Origin of the sequence: Flavonifractor sp. An100 (assembly GCF_002161175.1) — a bacterium.
In the GTDB taxonomy this organism is placed as follows: domain Bacteria; phylum Bacillota; class Clostridia; order Oscillospirales; family Oscillospiraceae; genus Lawsonibacter.
In genome coordinates, this window is record NZ_NFMA01000014.1 from 24,378 (window position 1) to 43,214 (window position 18,837).

The window sequence follows — 18,837 nt, forward strand, 5'->3', positions numbered from 1 at the left end:
CTGTCCCTTGTGGTAGAGAACAGAATATGTTTGATATAGTTCGAGGAGGTAACACCATCATGGCGGAAGTGACAGCGACACAAACCCCAACTCCAACCCCTGCTCCGGTCAAGAAAAAGGGACCGGGCAAGAAAAAGATGGCCAAGCGGTTCATCGCGCTGGGAGTAGCGGCAGCCGTTTTGGCGGGCGGCGGCTTTGCTCTTTATAAATTTTTAAACACCAGCACCCTGGAGGAGGGAGAGATCTTCTCCCAAGCCGCTTCCATCGGCACCATCCAGAGCAAGGTGTCTGGCAGTGGTACGGCCAAGGCAAAGGAGTCGGCAGCCATTACCCTAACCCAGGGCGGTACCGTGCAGGAGGTGCTCATCACTGGCGGTCAAACCGTGATGGCGGGTGACCCTCTGTACACCATCTATAGCCAGGCGGCGGAGGATGAGGTGGCCAACGCCCGGAAGAAAGTGGAGGACCTGAATAAGGATATGGCCGACCTTCAGGAGGACGCGGCCAACCTGACCATTCGTGCTCCCTTCGCCGGGAAGCTCCAGGAGGTCAAGGAGTTCCAGATGGACCAGGATATCAGCAAGGGAACTCCGGTGGCCACTCTGGTCAATGACAAAAAGCTGAAGCTGTCGTTGTACTTCAGCTACGCCTATGAGAATGAAATTAAAGTGGGGCAGAAGGTGGATGTATCTATCCCCGCTGTGATGCGCTCCTATGAGGGAACCGTAGAGAAGATCAACAAGGTCAGCTACATCTCCCCCGAGGGCGCCGTCCACTTTGAAGTGGTGATTGCCTTTGACAACCCCGGTACCCTCACCGCCGAGATGGATGCCTCCGCGGTGCTCTATGCCGCCGACGGCACTCCCATCTACCCCTATGAAAACGGAAAGACGGAGTTTTATGAGACCCGCACCATTGAGACCAAGGCGGCTGGCCCCGTAATCGGCATCGGGAACCTGCTCAACTACGCCAATGTCTCTGCGGGAGAGGCCCTGTTGACCTTGGGTTCCTCCACCATTGACTCGGATATTCGTTCCAAGCAGGAGGAGATCAACAACGCCCAGACCAAGCTGGACGAGGCGGTCAAGGCCCTCAGCGATTTCCACGCGGTGGCTCCCATCAATGGTACCGTTACCTCCTGCACGCTCACCGAGGGGGCAGAGGTAAAGAGTGGAGATACGGTGGTTATTATCTCCAATAACACCACCATGCTGGTGACCATCACTGTGGATGACAAGAACATCTCCTTCATCAAGCCGGGCAGCTTTGTGGACCTGGATTGGAACGGGAATGTGTACCAGGGACAGGTTACCTCCATCGACATGGGGGGAGCCCAGAGCGGCCAGGGTATGACCAACTACCCGGTCACCCTTACGGTGGACAACTTTGACGGCAGCCTCATCGAGGGCGCCTATCTGCAATATTCCTTCGTCACCAGCGAGTCGGAAAACTGTATCCTGGTTCCCACCAGCTCGGTGAAGTATTTCAGCGATAAGAACGACGGCACCCGTAAGGCAGTGGTCTTTGTCAAGCGGGACAGCCGCCCTGAGGATGTGCCCGAGCTGGAGATGCCCGAGGTGGAGCCTGGCCAGAAGCGCCAGTTCCCCAGCGAGGAGGAGGGCTACTACCCGGTGATCGTAGAGACCGGCATCTCCGACACCCAGAACGTGGAGATCCGCTCCGGCGTGCAGGAGGGGGACGAGGTCTTCGTCAACTACACGGTCACGGAGCAGGGCAGCAGCTGGTAAGGGGTGTGGATATGCTCATTGACATACACGACCTCTATAAAATTTATAACGAAGGGAAAGAAAGCGAGGTTCGGGCCCTGGATGGAGTGAGCCTGCAAATCGACAAGGGAGAATTTGTGGCCATTGTGGGCCAGTCGGGCTCGGGCAAATCCACGCTGATGAATGTGCTGGGCTGCCTGGATATCCCCACCTACGGGGACTACTACTTAAACGGCACCGATGTCACCGCCCTGTCGGACAAGGAGCTGGCCCACATCCGGAACCGGGAGATCGGCTTTATTTTCCAGGGCTATAACCTGATCCAGGAGCTGGACGCCCTGGAGAACGTGACCCTGCCCCTCATTTATCAAGGGGTTTCGGTGTGGGAGCGGGAGGACATTGCCATGGAGGCCCTGGCCAAGGTGGGGATGGACAGCCGGGCCCACCACCGTCCCAGCGAGATGTCTGGCGGCCAGCAGCAGCGGGTGGCCATCGCCCGGGCCATTGCCACCCACCCCAACATTATCATGGCCGACGAGCCCACCGGCGCTCTGGACTCCAAAACGGGCCGTCACGTGTTGGAGATCCTTCGGGATCTATACCGGAGCGGGACGACCATCCTGCTCATCACCCATGACGACGGCATCGCTTCCACCGCCAAGCGGGTGGTGCGGCTGTCGGACGGCAAGATCATCGCCGATCACCCACAGGAGGTGGATTGGGAATGAATCTATGGCAAGCCTTTAAAATGGCCTTCAAGTCCATTTCCATGAAAAAGACCCGGTCCTTCCTGACCATGCTGGGTATCATCATCGGCGTAGCCTCGGTGGTGATCATGGTGTCGGTGGTCCAGGGCCAGAACCGGAAGAACATGGAGTACTTTGAAAAAATGGGAGACAATAAAATCAGTGTCTCCGCCTACTCCTATTACGACACCAATAACGAAACTTCTCAAAAGCTCTACGACTACTGCCTGTCCCTGAGCAATCTCATCGCGGGAATTACCCCCAACGCAGAGGTGGGCAATAAGGTTATCATCCAGTATGGGGCCAAGACCTTGGCGGTCAATGACTGGGAGAACATGGGCCCAAATTTTGACTGGAACTCCATGATGCATGTAAAGTTGGGGTCGGACCAGTTTGGGGTGTGCAACAATTACACCCTGGCCGGCGGACGTGAGATCTCCTATCTGGATATTGAAAAGACCAATTCGGTCTGCGTCCTGGGGGCAGGAGCCAAAGAGGCCCTGTTCGGCTACACGGACCCGGTGGGAGAGACCATCACCCTCAACGGCCAGCCCTTCCTGGTGCTGGGCTACTACGAGGCTATGGAGCTCTATTCCGACCTGGATAATATTATTGTCATCCCCTACACCTTCAACCGCTCCATGAATGGCAACAGCACCATTAACAGCTATGTGGTCAAGGCGAAAAGTGCCCAAGCTACCGTTGAAGCTATGACCCGGCTGGACGCCTTCCTGGGTGGTATGTTCCCCAAAAACGACCAGGGCTACTGCGAAAACGGGGACTACCAGGTGTACAGCGACAACAGCTACGCCCAAAATATGAAGAGCCAGAGCAACATGCAGGCTCTGGTGCTGGGGGCCATCGCCGGCATCTCTCTGCTGGTGGGCGGCATCGGCATTATGAACATTATGCTGGTCACCGTCACCGAGCGAACGAGGGAAATCGGCATCCGAAAGGCCATTGGCGCCGAGCGCAAGAGTATTATTACCCAGTTCCTCATTGAGGCGGCGGTGATCTGTAGCATTGGCGGACTCATCGGCATTGGCATCGGCTGCGTAGGAACCCTCATCGCCGGCAAACTGCTGCTGCAAGAGACCTCCATGCTGCCCAGTGCGTTCATCACCGTGGGAGCCTTCCTCTTCTCGGTGGTGTTGGGGATTATCTTTGGCATGTATCCAGCCATCAAGGCCTCCGGTCTACAGCCGGTGGTAGCTCTGAGGGCGGAGTAAGGAATAGGAGATTGAGAACGATGAAGACAAAGCGAATTGTTTCCGTGGCCCTGTCCGCGGCGCTGATCGCCGCTCTGGCTGTGCCGGCCGGGGCCGCCAGTTCCTCCTTTACCGATGTAAAGGACACCGCCACTTCCATCAACGCCGATGTGCTGCGGCTGATGGGCGTGGTGGACGGAGTGGGTGGAAACACCTTTAATCCAAACGGTAACCTGACCCGGGCAGAGTTTTGTGCCATGGTGGTCAAGTTTTTGCAGAAGGGGGACCAGGTGCCCGTCCACGCCACCCGTACCATTTTCTCCGACGTGACGGCGGAGCATTGGGGTCTGGGCTATGTAAATCTCGCCGCTTCCCTGACGGTAAAGGATGGGGAGAAGGAACTGCCCCTTATCTCCGGGGTGGGCGACGGCCGGTTTGAGCCCGACGCCAAGATCACCCTGGCCCAGGCCACGACCATTCTCATCCGGGTGCTGGGATATACCAGCGAGCAGGCGGGAGCGGTTTGGCCCCAGAGCTACATGAATCTGGCCAAGTCCATTGGCCTGACCGATGGGATTGCGGCCGGGACCAACGACAACCTGACCCGCGCCCAGGCAGCCCAGCTCTTTGTCAACGCTCTGGGCTGTAAGATGGGGGATGGCAGCGACTACTACAAGAGCCTGGGTACCTCCAAAGAGGATGTGGTGCTCCTGGCCATCAATGTGGACACCGACGACGGCAGCGCCCACGGGGCGGTGCGTACCTCCGACGGCACCTATCTGCCTAAGACGGAGGATGTGGAGCCTACGGCCCTTCAGGGCCGCCGGGGCTCTCTGGTCCTCAATGACAAGCAGGAGATCATTACCTTTGTCCCCGATGACAGCGAGGCAGTGACCATTACCCTCTCCGGCGATGCCCAGCCCACCTATGTGAAGGCCTCCGGAGGAAAGCAGTACACCATCGCCAGCGACACTCCGGTGTATACCTCGGACAAGGCGGAGGGCACCGACTATGTCAGCGCCCACACCTCCCTCTACTCCGGCTCCCAGATCACCATGTTTACCGAGCGGGGCAAGGTAGTGGCGGTGTATGCCGGCGGCAGCACAGCGACCAGCGATGCCGGAGCTGTGGTGGTCAACGGCAATGCCAGCGAGGCCACCTTCTATACCCTCACCGGTGGAGGCAGCAACTTCAATGTACAAAAGAACCGCCATCCCATCACCCTGTCCTATATTCAGGACAACGATGTGGTGACCTATGACAGCCTGAGCAACACTCTGATTGTCTCTGACCTGCGCCTGACCTGCGTGCTGGAGAACGCCTATCCCAACTCCAAGGCCCCGGAGAAGATCACCGCTCTGGGCCATGAGTTTGAGGTGCTGGAGAGCGCCTGGGCCATGACGCCCAACTTCAACGTGGGCAATCAGGTGACGCTGCTGCTCACCGCGGACGGAAAGGTGGCCGGTATGGCCGATCCCACCAAGGTCCGCTCCAACGCGGTGGGTATGGTCAGCGAGGGAAGTGCCCAGGTCTTCCTGCCCAACGGCGGAACTCTGGAGCTCAAGGGCGAGGTATCCAATGCCTCTTCTCTGGCCAACCAGCTGGTAACCTTGAACTCTGGCAGTAAGGGCAAGATCAGTGCCACCCGTTTGCTCGCCAAGAGCCCCTCTGGAGGATTTGAGGTGGAGAACCGGAAGCTGGGCAGCTATACCGTCACCAACGGCGTGCGGATTTACGAGCAGGTGGGCAGCGGTGGTGCTATGGTCCCGGTAAGCATCAGCGACCTGAACATGGTTTCCATTCCCTCCAATAAGGTGGCGTCCTACCACCTGAATACTTCTGGTATGGTGGACTTTATCGTTCTCAACGCGGTAACTGGAAATGCCTATGAGTACGGTATCATGGTAACAAAGATCGGCCCCAGTCCCACCGATCCGGAAGTGGGTGTGCGGACCTGGAATTTGGTCCGGGGCAGCGGTACCATTGACCTGAAGGGCACCGGCTATTCTGGCCGGGAGGGCACCTTTGCCGGCGTGGCCATGGCTGCTGATGGCGGCGTGCTGGATATTGTGGAACTCACCGCAGTCACAGGAGTTAAGCCCTCTGATTTCTTTGAAAGTCAGGGACAAACCTATGTGACCGTGTCTGGCAAGACCTATCGGGTTGCAGACGATGTGGAGTGCTACCGGAAGGTGGCTGACGACCGGGGCAGCCCGGACAACTGGTTCACCCAGTCTACCGGTAAGGAGCGTCTGGATGCCTGCAAGGCGTCTTCCAGCAACCTGACGGTCTATGTGGACTCTCTCAGCCAGCAGGTTCGGGTCATCCAGGCCAACTAAAGTTTTTGCGTTCCCCTCTTTGATATAAAATCGTCCGGGACGGTCCCATTTGGGGCCGCCCCGGACGGTTTTTCCTGGTTTCATGAATTTAAGGAAGGAGCGCTGAAAAAGAGAAGGGAAACCGGCCGGGCCCGCACAGCTGGACCATCTCATCCGCCCGGTCTTCAAAAATGGGGTCGGATACCCCGTAGATCTGCCAGCCCGCCTGTTTGGCGGAGGAACAGTAGACAGGGGAGTCATCGAAGAGAATACAGTCCTCCGGCCGCTCTCCGCACAGCTTTGCCACCTGGAGGTATAGTTCCGGGTCCCGCTTTTCCAGCCCCAGGCGGGCGGTGGTGAAGATCTCCTCCAAAAGGGGGGACAGGCCGTGGCGGTCCACCGCCCCCTGACACAGCTGGGGCATGCAGGAGGTGAGCAGGGCACAGCGCTTGCCCGCTTTTTTGGCCCGGGTCAGAAAGTCCAGCACCCCCGGCTTGAGGGGGAGCTGGGAGGCGTAGGCATCCTGGGCCAGGTCATGCCAGGCCGTCACGATCTCCTCGGGGGTGAGGGGGAGATTAAAGTAGGTCCGGGTGTACTCCGCCGAGTCGGAAAAGGCGTGATGGGTCACATAGTCGGTGTAGTCCTCGGGTACCCGGTCCACTCCGTGGCGGCCTAGAAAGGCAATGTCGATGTCCAGCCAGATGCCGTTGGAGTCCAGAAGGGTGCCGTCCAAATCAAAAAAATACAAGGGTTATTCCTCCGTCCAAAACCGCCAGGGGAAGTCAATGGCCTCCTGGGCGTAGTCGATGCCGATGCGTTTGCCCACCTGGATGTGCTCCGGGGCGGGGCCGGGGCAGACATACAGTCCGCTATTGGGGTCGGTGAGGTCCAGACCATTTTCCGCCCGGGTGAGCGTCAGCCCCTGGCAGAGCTTGCCGGGCCCGTCCAGAAAATGCTTGCGCTGGTATGGGGTGAGCTGGTCCATCTTGCACCCGAACCGGTTTTCTGCTATAATGTCCCCGTTTGTAATCACTTTGGCCCCCCGGATCAGTACCGCGCTGGGCTCTCCCTCCGGTTCGGTGACAAAGTTGAGGCAGTGGTACATGCCGTAAATGAGGTAAATGTAGGCGGTGCCCGGTGGAGCGAAGAGAGTCTGGGTGCGGGGGGTGCGTTTGTAGCCGTAGGCGTGGCAGGCCTTGTCCATCCGGCCCACATAGGCCTCCGTCTCGGTGATGCGGCAAATGAGCTCCCGCCCGTCAGGCAGCACCCGCACCAAGCGGCAGCCCAGCAGAGCCCGGGCCGCTTCCACCGTGTCCCGGTCATAAAAGTCCCGCGGCAAGGGTTCCATAGAGAGTCCACCTCCTGTACTTCAAAAGCGGTCAAGTGTTCCTATGATACCACGCCGTCCCCCTATTTTGCAATTCGGAGTTGATGTCCATGTCCCCCAAGACTATGCGCCTTTTGGCAAAGCCCATGCTCTTTGCCGCTGCCCTCATCTGGGGTACCTCCTTCTTTATTATGAAAAACGCCCTGGATGTGTTGCCGGTGTTTTTCCTGCTGGCCATCCGGTTTACCGCTGGAGCAGTGTTGCTGGCTCTGGTGTGTATCCCACGCTGGAAGCAGTTTACCCCCGACTACATCTGGCGTGGAGCGGTGATGGGGGGCTTCCTGTTTCTGGCCTACTCGGTGCAGACCTTTGGCCTGGCCTTGACCACTCCATCCAAAAACGCCTTTTTGACGGCGGTGTACTGCGTCATCGTCCCCTTCCTCACCTGGGCGGTGGTCAAGACCCGGTCGGACCGGTATAACATTATTGCCGCTGTACTGTGCGTGACGGGGGTGGGGCTGGTATCCCTCAATGAGGGATTGACCATCAATTCCGGCGACCTGCTCACCCTGCTGTGCGCCGTCTTTTATGCCTCCCATATAACCGCCGTGGCCAAGGTGTCTCCGGGAAAGGACATCTCCCTGCTCACCGTGTTCCAGTTTGCCTTCACCGGCCTGTACGCCTGGATCTGCGGGGCGCTCACCGAGACCTTCCCGGTGGGGGCCCTGGCTGACCCCCAGGTCTATCTCCCCCTGGCCTATCTGTGCGTCATGGCCACCACCGTAGCCCTTCTCTTCCAAAATGTGGGCCAGGTGTGGTCCGACCCCGCCTCCGCCTCTGTGATTTTATCTCTGGAGTCGGTGTTTGGGGTGCTCTTCTCCGTCCTCTTCTATGGCGACCCGGTGACACCCCGGCTGCTCATGGGCTTTGCCCTCATCTTTGTGGCGGTGGTGTGCTCCGAAACCAAGTTTTCCTTCCTCCACCGTCCGCCCGCTCCCGCAGCTCAGAGGGAGCCCGTCAATAAGTGCACACCTTAACGCTCAGTCCGGCAGCGGTAGCTGTCGGACTTTTATTTTTTATCAAAAAATTAAAAATAAAATTAAAGGTTGACCTTAATAAAATTAAAGTATATAATAAGCACAGAACAGAAAGGGGGGGCAAACCCATGGCAGTGGATGTGGTTCCGGAGTGGATGGCGGGACTAGAAGAGGAGGACGTGGTGTTTATCAAAAAGTTTATCCTGGCCTCCGGTTCGCTGAAGGAGGTGGCCGCCCAATACGGGGTGACCTACCCCACGGTGCGGCTGCGGCTGGACCGGCTGATCCAAAAGATTCAAATTGGGGAGGATACCGCCGCCGACCCCTACATCGCCACCATTAAGCGTATGGTAGTCAGCGAGCGACTGGACTTCGATACCGCCAAGGTGCTGATCGCGGAATATAAAAAGACGAAAGGAGCCGCTCCTCTGTAAGGGCGGAGAGAAGGAGGAATACAAGATGAATCTAATGTTTTCTACCATAGGAATCACGTTGATTTTTGCTATTTTTATCATGTTGGTGCCCATTGCCCTGCTGGTGGTAGTCCAGGTGTGGCTGAGTAAAAAGGGAAAGTGGCTGGGGTTGATCCTTCCAGTGCTCTCCTTTCTTATGTCCCTGCTGCTGGTGTTTGGCATGACCGCCTTTCAGCTGGGAGGAACGGGAGGCAGCACATTAGTTGTCACCGATGAGCATGGCCAGGTGATTCAGGAGGAGCACCGGGAGGAGGAGCACCACATCTCTCTGACCCCGGGGGCAGTAGGGGCCATTGCGGGGGTGTTTTTTGTAAGCAATATCCCCACCATAGTCTTTGGCGGCATCTGGCTGCACTACAAGAACCGCCGGGACTTTCAGGATGATTTGAAGAAGATGAAGATCGAGGATCTGGAATGAGGAAAGGAGCCTGCGTACAATGTCCAATGAGAGTGCAATGATGATGTTTGTCTTGATTCTGGCGCTGCAGATCTGTGTGGCGGGGATGGGGCCCATTTGGGCGGGGGTGGTAATCCCAGTTTTGTGTGGAAGCGTGGTAGGCGTAACAGTTCTAGGCTATCACCAGGCATTCGGAGCCTGGCCGTTGCGCATGGACCAGGTGCTGGTGCAAGGCGGTCTGCCCGTGGTGGCTCTGCTGCTGGTGTGGCTGGGAGTCCGGCACTGGAAGAACCAGGGCCAAACCCGGGCGGGAGTTGGCCCGGCGAAGCTGGAGGAGTTGGAATAAGGGAAGGGGCAGCCGGAAGAGAAATCTTCCGGCTGCCCTTTTCTAAAAATTTTTTGTCTTCCTGGAACCTATAGCTCCAATTTAGCATCTATAAGGTGTCCGGACAAGGAAGGAGGCGACCCACGTGGGAAGAGATGAGGAGCTCAAAAGCCAATTTGCTGCTCTGGTACAGGAGCACAGCCGAAGCATGTACCGCTCCGCCCGGGCACTGCTGCCTGGGGAAGCCCAGGCCCAGGATGCAGTGGGGGAGGCGGTGCTGTTGGCCTGGCAGAGCTTTGAAAAGCTGCGGGACCACCAGGCGGCCAAGGGCTGGCTGGTAAGAATTACCGTCAACTGTGCCTATGCCCAGCTGCGCCGGGACAGACGGTTGGTGGAGCTGGAAAAGGCGGAGAAGGTGGCGGTCCCGGAGAAAGAGGAATTGCCGGAGAACCTGTGGCAGGCAGTGCTGCGCCTGCCGGAGGAGCAGCGCCTGGCGGTCACCCTTTACTACTATGAGGATATGCCCGTAGCCCAAATTGCCCGCACGCTGGGGGTTCCCCAGGGGACAATAAAGTCCCGGCTGAACCGGGGGCGGGAACGGCTGCGGAAGTTGCTGGAAGAGGAGGACGGATATGGTGTCCAGAGATTATGAGTGGGAGGAACGCCTGCGCCGGCGAGTTCAGGAGGAGACGTTCCCATTGCCCCAGGGATTTGATGCATTTTTAGCCCAACGGCTGGAGAGCCTGCCTCCCAGAGGGGTGGGACGGCGCCGGATCAGAAAGGCGGTGCTGCTGGCGGCAGCAGCGGTGCTGCTCACCGCCTGTGCCGGGGCGGCGGTGGTAACGCTGAAGCAAAATCGGATTTTCTATTTTGATACGCTGGAGCAGGCCGGTCAGGCCGCCAACGAGGGAGCGGCAGCGGCAGGGGCAAGTACAGCGGCAGTAGGTGTGCAGGATGGCCTGCCGGAATATCCGGGGGCCCAGGAGGTGGACCTGGAGACGGGTATGTCCTTCTACCAAGGGGAAGGGGAGGAGGTATTGGAGCACGCCTATGGAACTGCGGAGGACGGCTGGAGGGAAATGTTTGCCGCCCAAACCGACGCCCTAGTGGTGGAGCAGTACAAGGCGGACCGCCTGTCCGACCTGCTGGAGCTGTGGCCCATGGGGGTAATGCCGGATCTGGCAGCTCTGGAGGAGGACTATCCTCCCATCCCAGGCTGCCAGAGCAGCTACAGTCAAAAAAGTCGGGAGACCGGAAACCTGCGCTATCTGGGGTTCTACGGAGATTTTCAGGGGCCTGGGGAGGGGCAGTTCAGCCTGGACTGGACCTTCCATCCGGTGGGACAGGCGGGAGACCAATACGTGGTGGCCACCGGCCTGGACAAGGTGGAGGAGTATGAAACGGCAGATGGAGCCATGGCTGATATCCAGTGGGATACCGCCCCCAGTGGGAAAACGGTATTCCGGGCGGAGGTCTCCTATGGATATGTGAGCTTTACCATGACTGGCGCCCAGATGGAAGCAGAAGCGGTCCATGCCATTTTGGACGGCCTGGAGCTGTCTCAGCTGAAGGAGTATCAACCCAAGAGCTAATATTAGAGAAAAACACCCGGTCCCTGGGAAGGGACCGGGTGTTCCGCTTTATGGAAAGGGAAAAGACTTACTGATCGGCGTTAGCCCGAAAGACGTCTGCCACCTCGGTGATGGTGATGTAGGCCAGGGGATCGATGGCGTGGACGATCTCTTTCATCTGGCCCACCTGGAAGCGGTTGACCACAAAATAGACCACTGTGCGCTCGGTGTTGGAAAAGCCGCCCCGGGCGGGGATACGGGTCATTCCGCTCTCAAAGGCGGAGCTGAGGGCGGAGCAGACCTCCTCCGGGCGCAGGGTAATGATCATGGCCGCCTTGGACCGGTCAATGCCCTCCACCAGGAAGTCCAGGGTCTTCAGCGCGGCGAAGTAGGTGACAATGGAGTACAAGGGGAGAATCCAACTGCCAATGACAATGCCGCAGACAATGTAAAGCAGAAGGTTATACATCATTACGAAGGTGCCCACGGAGATGCCCAGGCGCTTGGCAAAGATCACGGCCATGACCTCAATGCCGTCCATGGCTCCGCCGAACTTGATGGCCAGGCCGCTGCCAATGCCGGATATGACGCCGCCGAAGATGGAGCACAGCAGCAGGTCGGTGCCAGCCAGGGGGGAGGCGATGCTCACGTCAATGGGGAGCACATCGGTGATGAGCCAGGAGCCCAGGGAGTAGATGGCCACGGCGTATATGGCGTAGGTGGTGAAGAGCACGCCCTGCTTCTTCATGCCGAAGAGAAACAGGGGAATGTTTAGAATAATCAAAAAGACAGACAGGGAAAAAGGCTCCGGGGCCAGCTGGGAGAGGAGAATGGAGGTACCGGAGATGCCGCTGTCGTAGAGGTTGACAGGGGCTAAAAAGACGGTAACGCCAAAGGCATTGATCAGTCCGGCCAGGGTGAGAAAGAGAAAGTTGAGGGGTTTGAGGCGGGAGAGGGTTTGCTGTAGGGAGGAAAACAGATTCTTCAATGAAATGGGCTCCTTTTCAAAAATAATAATCTTTTAAAAACAATATACCAGAAAAATAAAATATATTCCACTCTTTTGCACCAAAATAGGCGTAAAAGAGTTGTTAATTTTTTGGAGAAAAATATGGAAGGAGAATGTAACCTTTGGAAGAGGAAAAACGTGTATGATATAGAAAGAGCTTTTGGAAGGAGGCGGGGATATGGAACGGGCGGAGGCTGAGCGGCTGGTGCGGCTGCATGGACAGGCGGTGTACCGGCTGGCCTATGCCCGGACGGGCAGCCGGGAGGACGCGGAGGACGTGACCCAAGAGACCTTTCTTCGTCTGGTGCGGACGGGACCGGAGTTTCAGGACGAGGAGCACTGCCGGGCGTGGCTGTTCCGGGTGGCCCTGAACTGTGCCGGGGACCTGTTCCGTTCTGCCTGGCGCAGACGAAAGCGTCCCCTGGAGGAGGCGGAGCAGGTAGCCGCTCCAGAGGAGGACGAGCAGGCGGGAGAGGTGCTGCGGGCGGTGTTGTCCCTGCCGGAGAGCTATCGGGCGCCGGTACATCTATTTTATTATGAGGGCATGTCCATCGCAGAGGTGGCGTCGGTGCTGAAGATGCGGGAAGGAACGGTGAGAACCCGCCTGGTACGGGCCCGGACCATGCTGCGGGAGCAGCTGAAGGGAGGGGAAGAGCGTGCTTGAATATAACTACCGAAATGAGATGGACCAAATTCAACTGAAGGAGGAGCAAATGGAACAGATGATACAGGCTATGACGAAGGAGAAACCTAGTTCTAAGGTAGTACGTCTGGGGGGACGGCTGCTTGTGGCGGCGGCTCTATGTGCGCTGCTGTCCGTATCCGCGCTGGCGGCCTCCCCTGCCCTGCGGACGGCCCTGGGACAACTGCTGGGGAACTTTGCCCCCTATAGCCAAACCATCCAGGGGGTGTCGGATGAGGACCAGGGTCTGCGGTTCCAGGTGGTGTCGGCGCTGAGTGATCAGTACCGGTCCACCGTATACATTGCGGTAGAGGACCTGACCGGAGAGCGGTTTACCGACGAGGCCATTATCATGGCTTGCAATATACCCAGACAGTGGGGAAAGGTAAGTATCAGCAGCCAGGGAGAATGTGTGTCCTACGACCCGGAGACCCATGCCGCTCTGTTCCGGTACAGCCAGACGGGGTATCAACGTTCCCAGGAGGTGGAGAAACTGGAACTGGAGGTCACCTCTGTGCAGCCTGGCTACTATCAGGATCTGTCCGGCCCTCTGCCTGAAGAGATCCCCGGAGAGTATTTGGAGACCATGACCCTGGACACGGGGGAGGAAGTGCTGGTTCCGGAGCAGAACCCGGCGCCGCTGGAGGGCTTCCGTGATCTGGCCAGCCTGTCCTCTATGGGCTTTGCACCGGATGGCACCTTCCAGGTGTTGTTCCGGCTCTCCCATGAGGTGCGCACGGAGAGGGAGGGGGACGGTGTGATCTCGGTCACTCCCATGCTGGATGGGGTAATGCCGGAGGGAGAGATCGGTGACTCCTATTTTACCTGGCAGGGGGAGCGGTATATCGGCATGTCCTTTGTGATCCCTCTCTCGGAGCGGGACCGGCTGACCCTGAGTAACGCCTACGGCACGCTGCGTACCCAAGAGCCCATTCGGGGGGAGTGGAAGCTGCCCTTTACCATGGAAAACCTGCCCGCTCTGGAGTTGGCGCTGTCCGACGTGGAGGGTGCCATTCTGCCGGATACCCTGGTCCTCTCCCCATTGGGAGCCATGCTGTTGGGGGACATTGAGGCCCAGTTCCGGGGGAACAATCCCTTTGCCCTGTGTATGCAGGACGGTTCTCGGCTGGAGGATTTCGAGAAACAGGCGGCGACGATGCTCCCCAACGAACTGTATGTGCTGGGTAACTGGGCATTCCCGGAGCCTGTGGATGTGGAGCAAGTAGTAGGGGTGGAGACGGGACGGTGGTATATCTCGGTGTCGGGTGAAGATGCCGGGACCATCTACCCCATTGACAATCACCCGTAAATCAAAATAACAGAAGGAAACAGAGGGCCGGTTCCATTGGAACCGGCCCTGCCTGTTTGCCTGCGATTGGATATTTTAGAGGAGTTTTCTTGGGCTGTGGATTGCAATGAAACGGGAATTTTGCTATAATATATCATCTATTCCTGTGCCCTAAGGCGGATGCCCCAGGGGGACGGACCAGATGAGAATGAGGTGTGGCGTTTGTATTTAAAATCGCTGGAAATCCAGGGCTTCAAGTCCTTCCCGGATAAGACGGTGCTCACCTTTGGCGAGGACATCACCGCCATCGTGGGCCCCAACGGGTCGGGCAAATCCAATATCTCCGACGCCATCCGCTGGGTCATGGGGGAGCAGTCCACCCGGGCCCTGCGGGGGGGCAAGATGGAGGACGTGATTTTCGGCGGCACCGCCAAGCGCCGCCAGACGGGGTATGCCGAGGTGTCCCTGGTGCTGGACAACACCACCCACATCTTTGACATGGAGGAGTCGGAGGTCATGGTCACCCGGCGGTACTACCGCTCGGGGGAGAGTGAGTACTATATCAACCGCCGCTCCGTCCGTCTGAAGGACGTCAACGAGCTGTTCATGGACACGGGCCTGGGCCGGGAGGGCTACTCCATCATCGGCCAGGGCAAGATCGACGAAATCCTGTCCGTCAAGTCCTCTGACCGCCGGGAGGTCTTTGAGGAGGCGGCGGGCATCTCCCGCTACCGCCACCGCAAGGAGGAGGCCGAGCGGAAGCTGGAGCGCACGGACGAAAATCTGGTGCGGGTCAACGACAAAATTTCCGAGCTGGAGCTGCAGGTGGAGCCTCTGCGGCAGCAGAGCGAAAAGGCCAAGAAGTATCTGGTGCTTCGGGACGAGCTGCGGGGCCTGGAGATCTCCGTGTGGCTGGATACCCTGGAGCGGATTCGGGCGGGGAACATCAAGCTGGAGGCGGACTACCAGGAGGCAGTGCGCCAGAAGAACGAGGTGAAGACCGCCCAGGAGAAGGCCTATGTTGCCGCCGAGCGCTACTCCGAGCAGATGCGGGAGAAGGACGTGGAGGCCGACCAGCTGCGGTTTGCTATGCAGGGCAAGCAAGCCCGCATCAACGAGTTGGAGTCGGCCATTGCGGTGCTCAAGAGCAATATCCAGCACAATCTGGAGTCCTCCCAGCGGATCCAGGCGGACCTGGAGCAGCAGCAGGGACGGGAGGGCTCTTTGAGCGCCCAGATCGACCAGCGCCGCAGCCGCTTAGAGGAGATCGAGAAACAGCTGGCCGCCGGACGGCAGGCCCTGGAGGAGAAGAGCCGCCAGGCGGAGGAGGCCGCCCACTCAGCGGGCACCCTGGCCCAAGAGCTGGAACAGCTGCGGGGGCGGGCATATATGGAGAGCGCCGACGCCGCCGAGGCCAAGGCTCTCCTCTCCGCTCTGGCCGCCGCCGCCCAGGAGGTGCTGGACCGAGACGAGACGGTTCGCCGGGAGAGTGCCGAGCTGGAGGAGCGCCTGGAGCAGGCCCGCCAGGAGGCCAAGGAGGCCCGGAAGGACTATAACACCAGTGTGGAGGAGCGGGACGGAGCCAAAAACGTCATTAGCGGCTACACCCTCCGCGCCCAGTCCCGGCAGAAGAAGCTGGAGCAGCTCAAGGACCGGCAGGTCAAGCTGCAGATGGAGGAAAATGCCCTGGCCTCCCGGATTAAGCTGCTCACCGAGATGGAGAAGGTTCATGAGGGCTACTCCAAGGCAGTGAAGCTGGTGATGGGGGAGGCCCAGCGGGGGACGTTGAAGAACATTCACGGCCCGGTAGCCGACCTGTTGAAGGTGCCCAATTCCTACACCGTGGCCATCGAGACCGCCCTGGGAGGCGCCATGCAGAATCTGGTGGTGGACCGGGAGGAGGACGGCAAGGCCGTCATCCAATTTTTGAAGCGCCGGGACGCCGGCCGGGCCACCATCCTGCCCATCAGCTCCATCCGCCCGGGTCAGCTCCGGGAGGCGAAGGAGCTGGAGGGACAGCCGGGCTTTGTGGGCATTGGAGATCAGCTGATCTCCTTCCAGCCCCAATATCAAACTGTTTTTTCCAATCTTCTGGGCCGTGTGGTGGTAATGGAGGACCTGGACACCGCCATCGCCGCGGCCCGGAAGTACGGATATAAATTCCGTATCGTCACCCTGGACGGCCAGGTACTCAATCCCGGCGGTTCCATGACCGGCGGTTCTGCCAGCCGCAGCGCGGGCATCCTCAGCCGGGCCAACGAGCTGGAGCGGCTGGGAGAGCAGAGCACCCGGCTGAAGGAGCAGCTCATGGAGGCGGGGCGGCAGGTGAGCGAGGCGGAGCGGGAATCCACCGCCGCCGCCTACGAGCTGGAGACCGCCCAGAGCCAGCTCCGGGAGTGGGAGAATGCCGTATTGAAGGCGGAGGCTCAGGTGGAGCACTGCCGCAGCGTGGTGGCCTCCCTGGAGAAGCAGCAGGAGAGCCAGCACAGCGAGCTGGAGCAGCTTCAGGCCCGGTCGGCCCAGATCGAGCAGGACACCCAGACTGCCCGGACGCGGATCGAGGTGCTGGAGGGGGCCGCCGCCGCCTTGAAGAGTGAGGCGGAGGGCAAGGCCAAGGGCCAGGCCGATCTCCAGGAGCGGTCGGCCCGCATCGCCCAGCAGGCCGCCGAGCTGACGGCGGCCCAGTCCGCCCTGGAGGCGGAGCGGGAGGCCACCCGGTCCGGCCTGGAGGAGCTGGTGAGCCTGAAGGAGAGCATCGCCGGGGACCGGGACCAGAGCCGGGCCCTGATGGCGGACTACCAGGCGAAAAACGAGGATTTTACCCGGCAGATCGCCGGGAAGGAGGAGGACCTCGCTGCCCTGCGGGAGGAGTGCCGGAAGGACACCGACGCCGTCGCCCGTCTCAACCAGGAAAAACTGGAGCTGGAAGGGGAGCGGGTGAAGGCCACCCGGGAGAGCCAGAGCCGCAACGAGGAGCTGCTGCGCATCGAGGGGGAGGTCTCCCGGCTGGAGCAGCGGAAGGTGTCCGCCTCCATGGAGGAAAAGCAGCTGCTGGACAAGCTGTGGGAGACCTACGAGCTCTCCCACGAGGCCGCCCGGCAGCAGCGGGTGGAGATCGAGTCGGTGCCCAAGGCCAGCCGCCGCATCGCCGAGCTCAAGCGGGGCATCTCCGCCCTGGGCAATGTGAATGTGGGGGCCATTGAGGAGTTCCAGCGGGTGAACGAGCGCTACACCTACCTGACGGAGCAGCGGGACGACGTGGCCAAAGCCAAGCAGGAGCTGGAGGACATCATCGCCTCTATCACCCAGGAGATGAAGACCATCTTCCAGCGGGAGTTCCAGACCATCAATGAGGCCTTCGGCCAGACCTTCCTGGAGCTGTTTGGAGGGGGCAAGGCCACCCTGGAGCTGGAGGACCCGGATGACATTCTGGGCTGTGGTATCGAGATCAAGGTCCAGCCCCCCGGGAAGGCGTTGAAGGTCATCACCCTCCTCTCCGGCGGAGAGAAGGCCTTTGTGGCCATTGCGCTGTACTTTGCCATCATGAAGGTGCGGCCCACCCCCTTCGTGGTGATGGATGAGATCGAGGCTGCCCTGGATGACAACAACGTGGTCCGCTTCGCCCAGTACATGCGCTCTATGGCGGACAAGACCCAGTTCATCGTCATCACCCACCGCCGGGGCACCATGGAGGAGGCAGACGTCCTCTACGGCGTGACCATGCAGGAGCAGGGCGTGTCCCGGATGCTCACCATCAACCTCAACGATGTGGAGAAGGAATTGAACATCCGTTGACGGACCCACCAAATTCTACGGAACAGACCCTGGGAGGTTTGCATTGGAAGAAAAACAGAAAAGCGGGCTTCTGCCCATTCTGGGCCTGATTGCCCTCATCATCCTCCTGTTTGTGGGAATCAAGCTGGTATTTGCCGGGCTGGGCGCCGCCATGCCCAAGCCGGAGGCACAGTGGGAGTGGCTCACCAATCAGGGCGGCCAGGAGACGGCCTATGCCCTGCGGGTGCTCAGTGAGTCGGAGCGGCAGAGCGGGGATATCCAGCGGTGGCTGTCTGCGGCGGAGGAGCAGCTGGCGGGTGAGGAGGCCGGAGCAGACCAGGCCTTCTGGCTCTATCTCCAGGACCAGGACGAGTACGTCCTCTACCTGCCGATCCAGGACCGGACTCTCACCAGTGCCAGCATCACCGCCACCGAGGAGCGGGACGAGGACGGGGAGTACACTCTGGTGCTCCGGGCCCGTACCCCGGAGGACAGCACACAGGTTGTTCCAGAGGAGCAGCTGCTGTGCTTTGCCACCCAGTCGGAGAGTTGGCGAGGCATCCGAGTCCGGGTGATTCTGGACGGCCGGGAGCAGGAATTGGACAAACTGGTCTCCACACAGGATGGCCTGCGCTCCACTGAGGAGACCTACATCGGCCGGTTCTAAGGGGACGTGCAGCGTCATACTGGAAGAAAGAAGGTATATTCCATGTCACTGCGGCAAAAACAGATTCTGGATCTGCTGATCATAGGGTTTGGTCTTCTGCTGGTGCTCCTCTGGCCCGAGGGACCTGGGCTGGCAGTGGGCCTGTTGGTGCTTGTAATAGGGCTGATCCTGAATGTGGTGTGGATTCGCTGTCCCAAGTGCGGGATCTGGTTGGGAAAAGCCCCCGGAGATTATTGCCATATCTGTGGAGCCAAGCTGAATTGGAAGGAAAAGAAGAGGGATTAGTCA

18 protein-coding genes are annotated in these 18,837 nt (G+C 59.3%); 15 read left to right on the forward strand and 3 right to left on the reverse strand.

What is annotated here, in order from left to right; all coding sequences use genetic code 11:
• Window positions 1-59: 59 nt before the first annotated feature.
• Genes B5E43_RS09100 through B5E43_RS09115 form a run of 4 tightly spaced genes read left to right on the forward strand, consistent with a single transcriptional unit; the run spans window position 60 to window position 6,020 of the window.
• Complete coding sequence (locus B5E43_RS09100; protein WP_158099009.1) at window positions 60-1,748, forward strand: HlyD family efflux transporter periplasmic adaptor subunit; 1,689 nt, start codon at window positions 60-62, stop codon at window positions 1,746-1,748.
• Between the two features lie 11 nt (window positions 1,749-1,759).
• Window positions 1,760-2,455: an ABC transporter ATP-binding protein gene (locus tag B5E43_RS09105; protein WP_087395991.1), complete on the forward strand. Its 696-nt coding sequence runs from the start codon at window positions 1,760-1,762 to the stop codon at window positions 2,453-2,455.
• Window positions 2,452-3,702, forward strand: a complete 1,251-nt coding sequence (locus B5E43_RS09110; protein WP_087395993.1) for an ABC transporter permease — start codon at window positions 2,452-2,454, stop codon at window positions 3,700-3,702. Before B5E43_RS09105 ends, B5E43_RS09110 begins: the two co-directional genes overlap by 4 nt.
• Before the next feature lie 20 nt (window positions 3,703-3,722).
• The gene (locus B5E43_RS09115; RefSeq protein ID WP_087395995.1) at window positions 3,723-6,020 is read left to right on the forward strand and encodes an S-layer homology domain-containing protein; all 2,298 of its coding nucleotides are present in this window, start codon (window positions 3,723-3,725) and stop codon (window positions 6,018-6,020) included.
• An 88-nt stretch (window positions 6,021-6,108) separates the two neighbouring features.
• Here the strand turns inward: B5E43_RS09115 and B5E43_RS09120 are convergent, their stop codons facing one another.
• Both B5E43_RS09120 and B5E43_RS09125 read right to left on the reverse strand, forming a co-directional pair.
• Window positions 6,109-6,747: an HAD family phosphatase gene (locus B5E43_RS09120; protein WP_087395997.1), complete on the reverse strand. Its 639-nt coding sequence runs from the start codon at window positions 6,745-6,747 to the stop codon at window positions 6,109-6,111.
• A gap of 3 nt (window positions 6,748-6,750) precedes the next feature.
• Window positions 6,751-7,347: a DNA-3-methyladenine glycosylase gene (locus B5E43_RS09125; RefSeq protein ID WP_087395999.1), complete on the reverse strand. Its 597-nt coding sequence runs from the start codon at window positions 7,345-7,347 to the stop codon at window positions 6,751-6,753.
• An 89-nt stretch (window positions 7,348-7,436) separates the two neighbouring features.
• Here B5E43_RS09125 and B5E43_RS09130 point away from each other — a divergent pair, with 89 nt between their 5' ends.
• The 6 genes from B5E43_RS09130 to B5E43_RS09155 all read left to right on the forward strand — a co-directional run bounded on the left by B5E43_RS09130 (window position 7,437) and on the right by B5E43_RS09155 (window position 11,150).
• Window positions 7,437-8,363, forward strand: coding sequence for a DMT family transporter (locus B5E43_RS09130; RefSeq protein ID WP_242964782.1), 927 nt, complete (start codon window positions 7,437-7,439; stop codon window positions 8,361-8,363).
• Window positions 8,364-8,491: 128 nt separating this feature from the next.
• Window positions 8,492-8,797 carry a DUF2089 family protein gene (locus B5E43_RS09135; protein WP_087396002.1) on the forward strand — a complete coding sequence of 102 codons (306 nt, stop codon included), beginning with the start codon at window positions 8,492-8,494 and terminating at the stop codon, window positions 8,795-8,797.
• A 25-nt stretch (window positions 8,798-8,822) separates the two neighbouring features.
• Window positions 8,823-9,254 carry a hypothetical protein gene (locus B5E43_RS09140; protein WP_087396004.1) on the forward strand — a complete coding sequence of 144 codons (432 nt, stop codon included), beginning with the start codon at window positions 8,823-8,825 and terminating at the stop codon, window positions 9,252-9,254.
• Between the two features lie 19 nt (window positions 9,255-9,273).
• Complete coding sequence (locus B5E43_RS09145; RefSeq protein WP_087396006.1) at window positions 9,274-9,579, forward strand: hypothetical protein; 306 nt, start codon at window positions 9,274-9,276, stop codon at window positions 9,577-9,579.
• A 124-nt stretch (window positions 9,580-9,703) separates the two neighbouring features.
• Entirely contained in the window at window positions 9,704-10,210 is a 507-nt protein-coding gene (locus B5E43_RS09150; RefSeq protein ID WP_087396008.1) for a sigma-70 family RNA polymerase sigma factor, read from the forward strand.
• Window positions 10,191-11,150: a hypothetical protein gene (locus B5E43_RS09155; protein ID WP_087396011.1), complete on the forward strand. Its 960-nt coding sequence runs from the start codon at window positions 10,191-10,193 to the stop codon at window positions 11,148-11,150. The genes B5E43_RS09150 and B5E43_RS09155 overlap by 20 nt, the downstream gene beginning before the upstream one ends.
• Before the next feature lie 67 nt (window positions 11,151-11,217).
• Here B5E43_RS09155 and B5E43_RS09160 read toward each other — a convergent pair whose 3' ends face one another.
• Window positions 11,218-12,117, reverse strand: a complete 900-nt coding sequence (locus tag B5E43_RS09160; RefSeq protein ID WP_087396012.1) for a YitT family protein — start codon at window positions 12,115-12,117, stop codon at window positions 11,218-11,220.
• A gap of 199 nt (window positions 12,118-12,316) precedes the next feature.
• Here B5E43_RS09160 and B5E43_RS09165 point away from each other — a divergent pair, with 199 nt between their 5' ends.
• The 5 genes from B5E43_RS09165 (at window position 12,317) to B5E43_RS09185 (ending at window position 18,834) form a co-directional block, all read left to right on the forward strand.
• Window positions 12,317-12,802 (forward strand): sigma-70 family RNA polymerase sigma factor, encoded by a 486-nt coding sequence (locus B5E43_RS09165; protein WP_087396014.1) that lies wholly within the window; start codon window positions 12,317-12,319, stop codon window positions 12,800-12,802.
• Entirely contained in the window at window positions 12,795-14,129 is a 1,335-nt protein-coding gene (locus tag B5E43_RS09170; RefSeq protein WP_087396017.1) for a hypothetical protein, read from the forward strand. Before B5E43_RS09165 ends, B5E43_RS09170 begins: the two co-directional genes overlap by 8 nt.
• A 192-nt stretch (window positions 14,130-14,321) precedes the next feature.
• A complete protein-coding gene (gene smc / locus B5E43_RS09175; protein ID WP_087396100.1) occupies window positions 14,322-17,903 on the forward strand; it encodes a chromosome segregation protein SMC in 3,582 nt (1,193 codons plus the stop codon).
• A gap of 43 nt (window positions 17,904-17,946) precedes the next feature.
• Window positions 17,947-18,549 (forward strand): hypothetical protein, encoded by a 603-nt coding sequence (locus B5E43_RS09180; RefSeq protein ID WP_087396019.1) that lies wholly within the window; start codon window positions 17,947-17,949, stop codon window positions 18,547-18,549.
• Between the two features lie 42 nt (window positions 18,550-18,591).
• Entirely contained in the window at window positions 18,592-18,834 is a 243-nt protein-coding gene (locus B5E43_RS09185) for a hypothetical protein (RefSeq protein WP_087396020.1), read from the forward strand.
• Window positions 18,835-18,837: the final 3 nt, after the last annotated feature.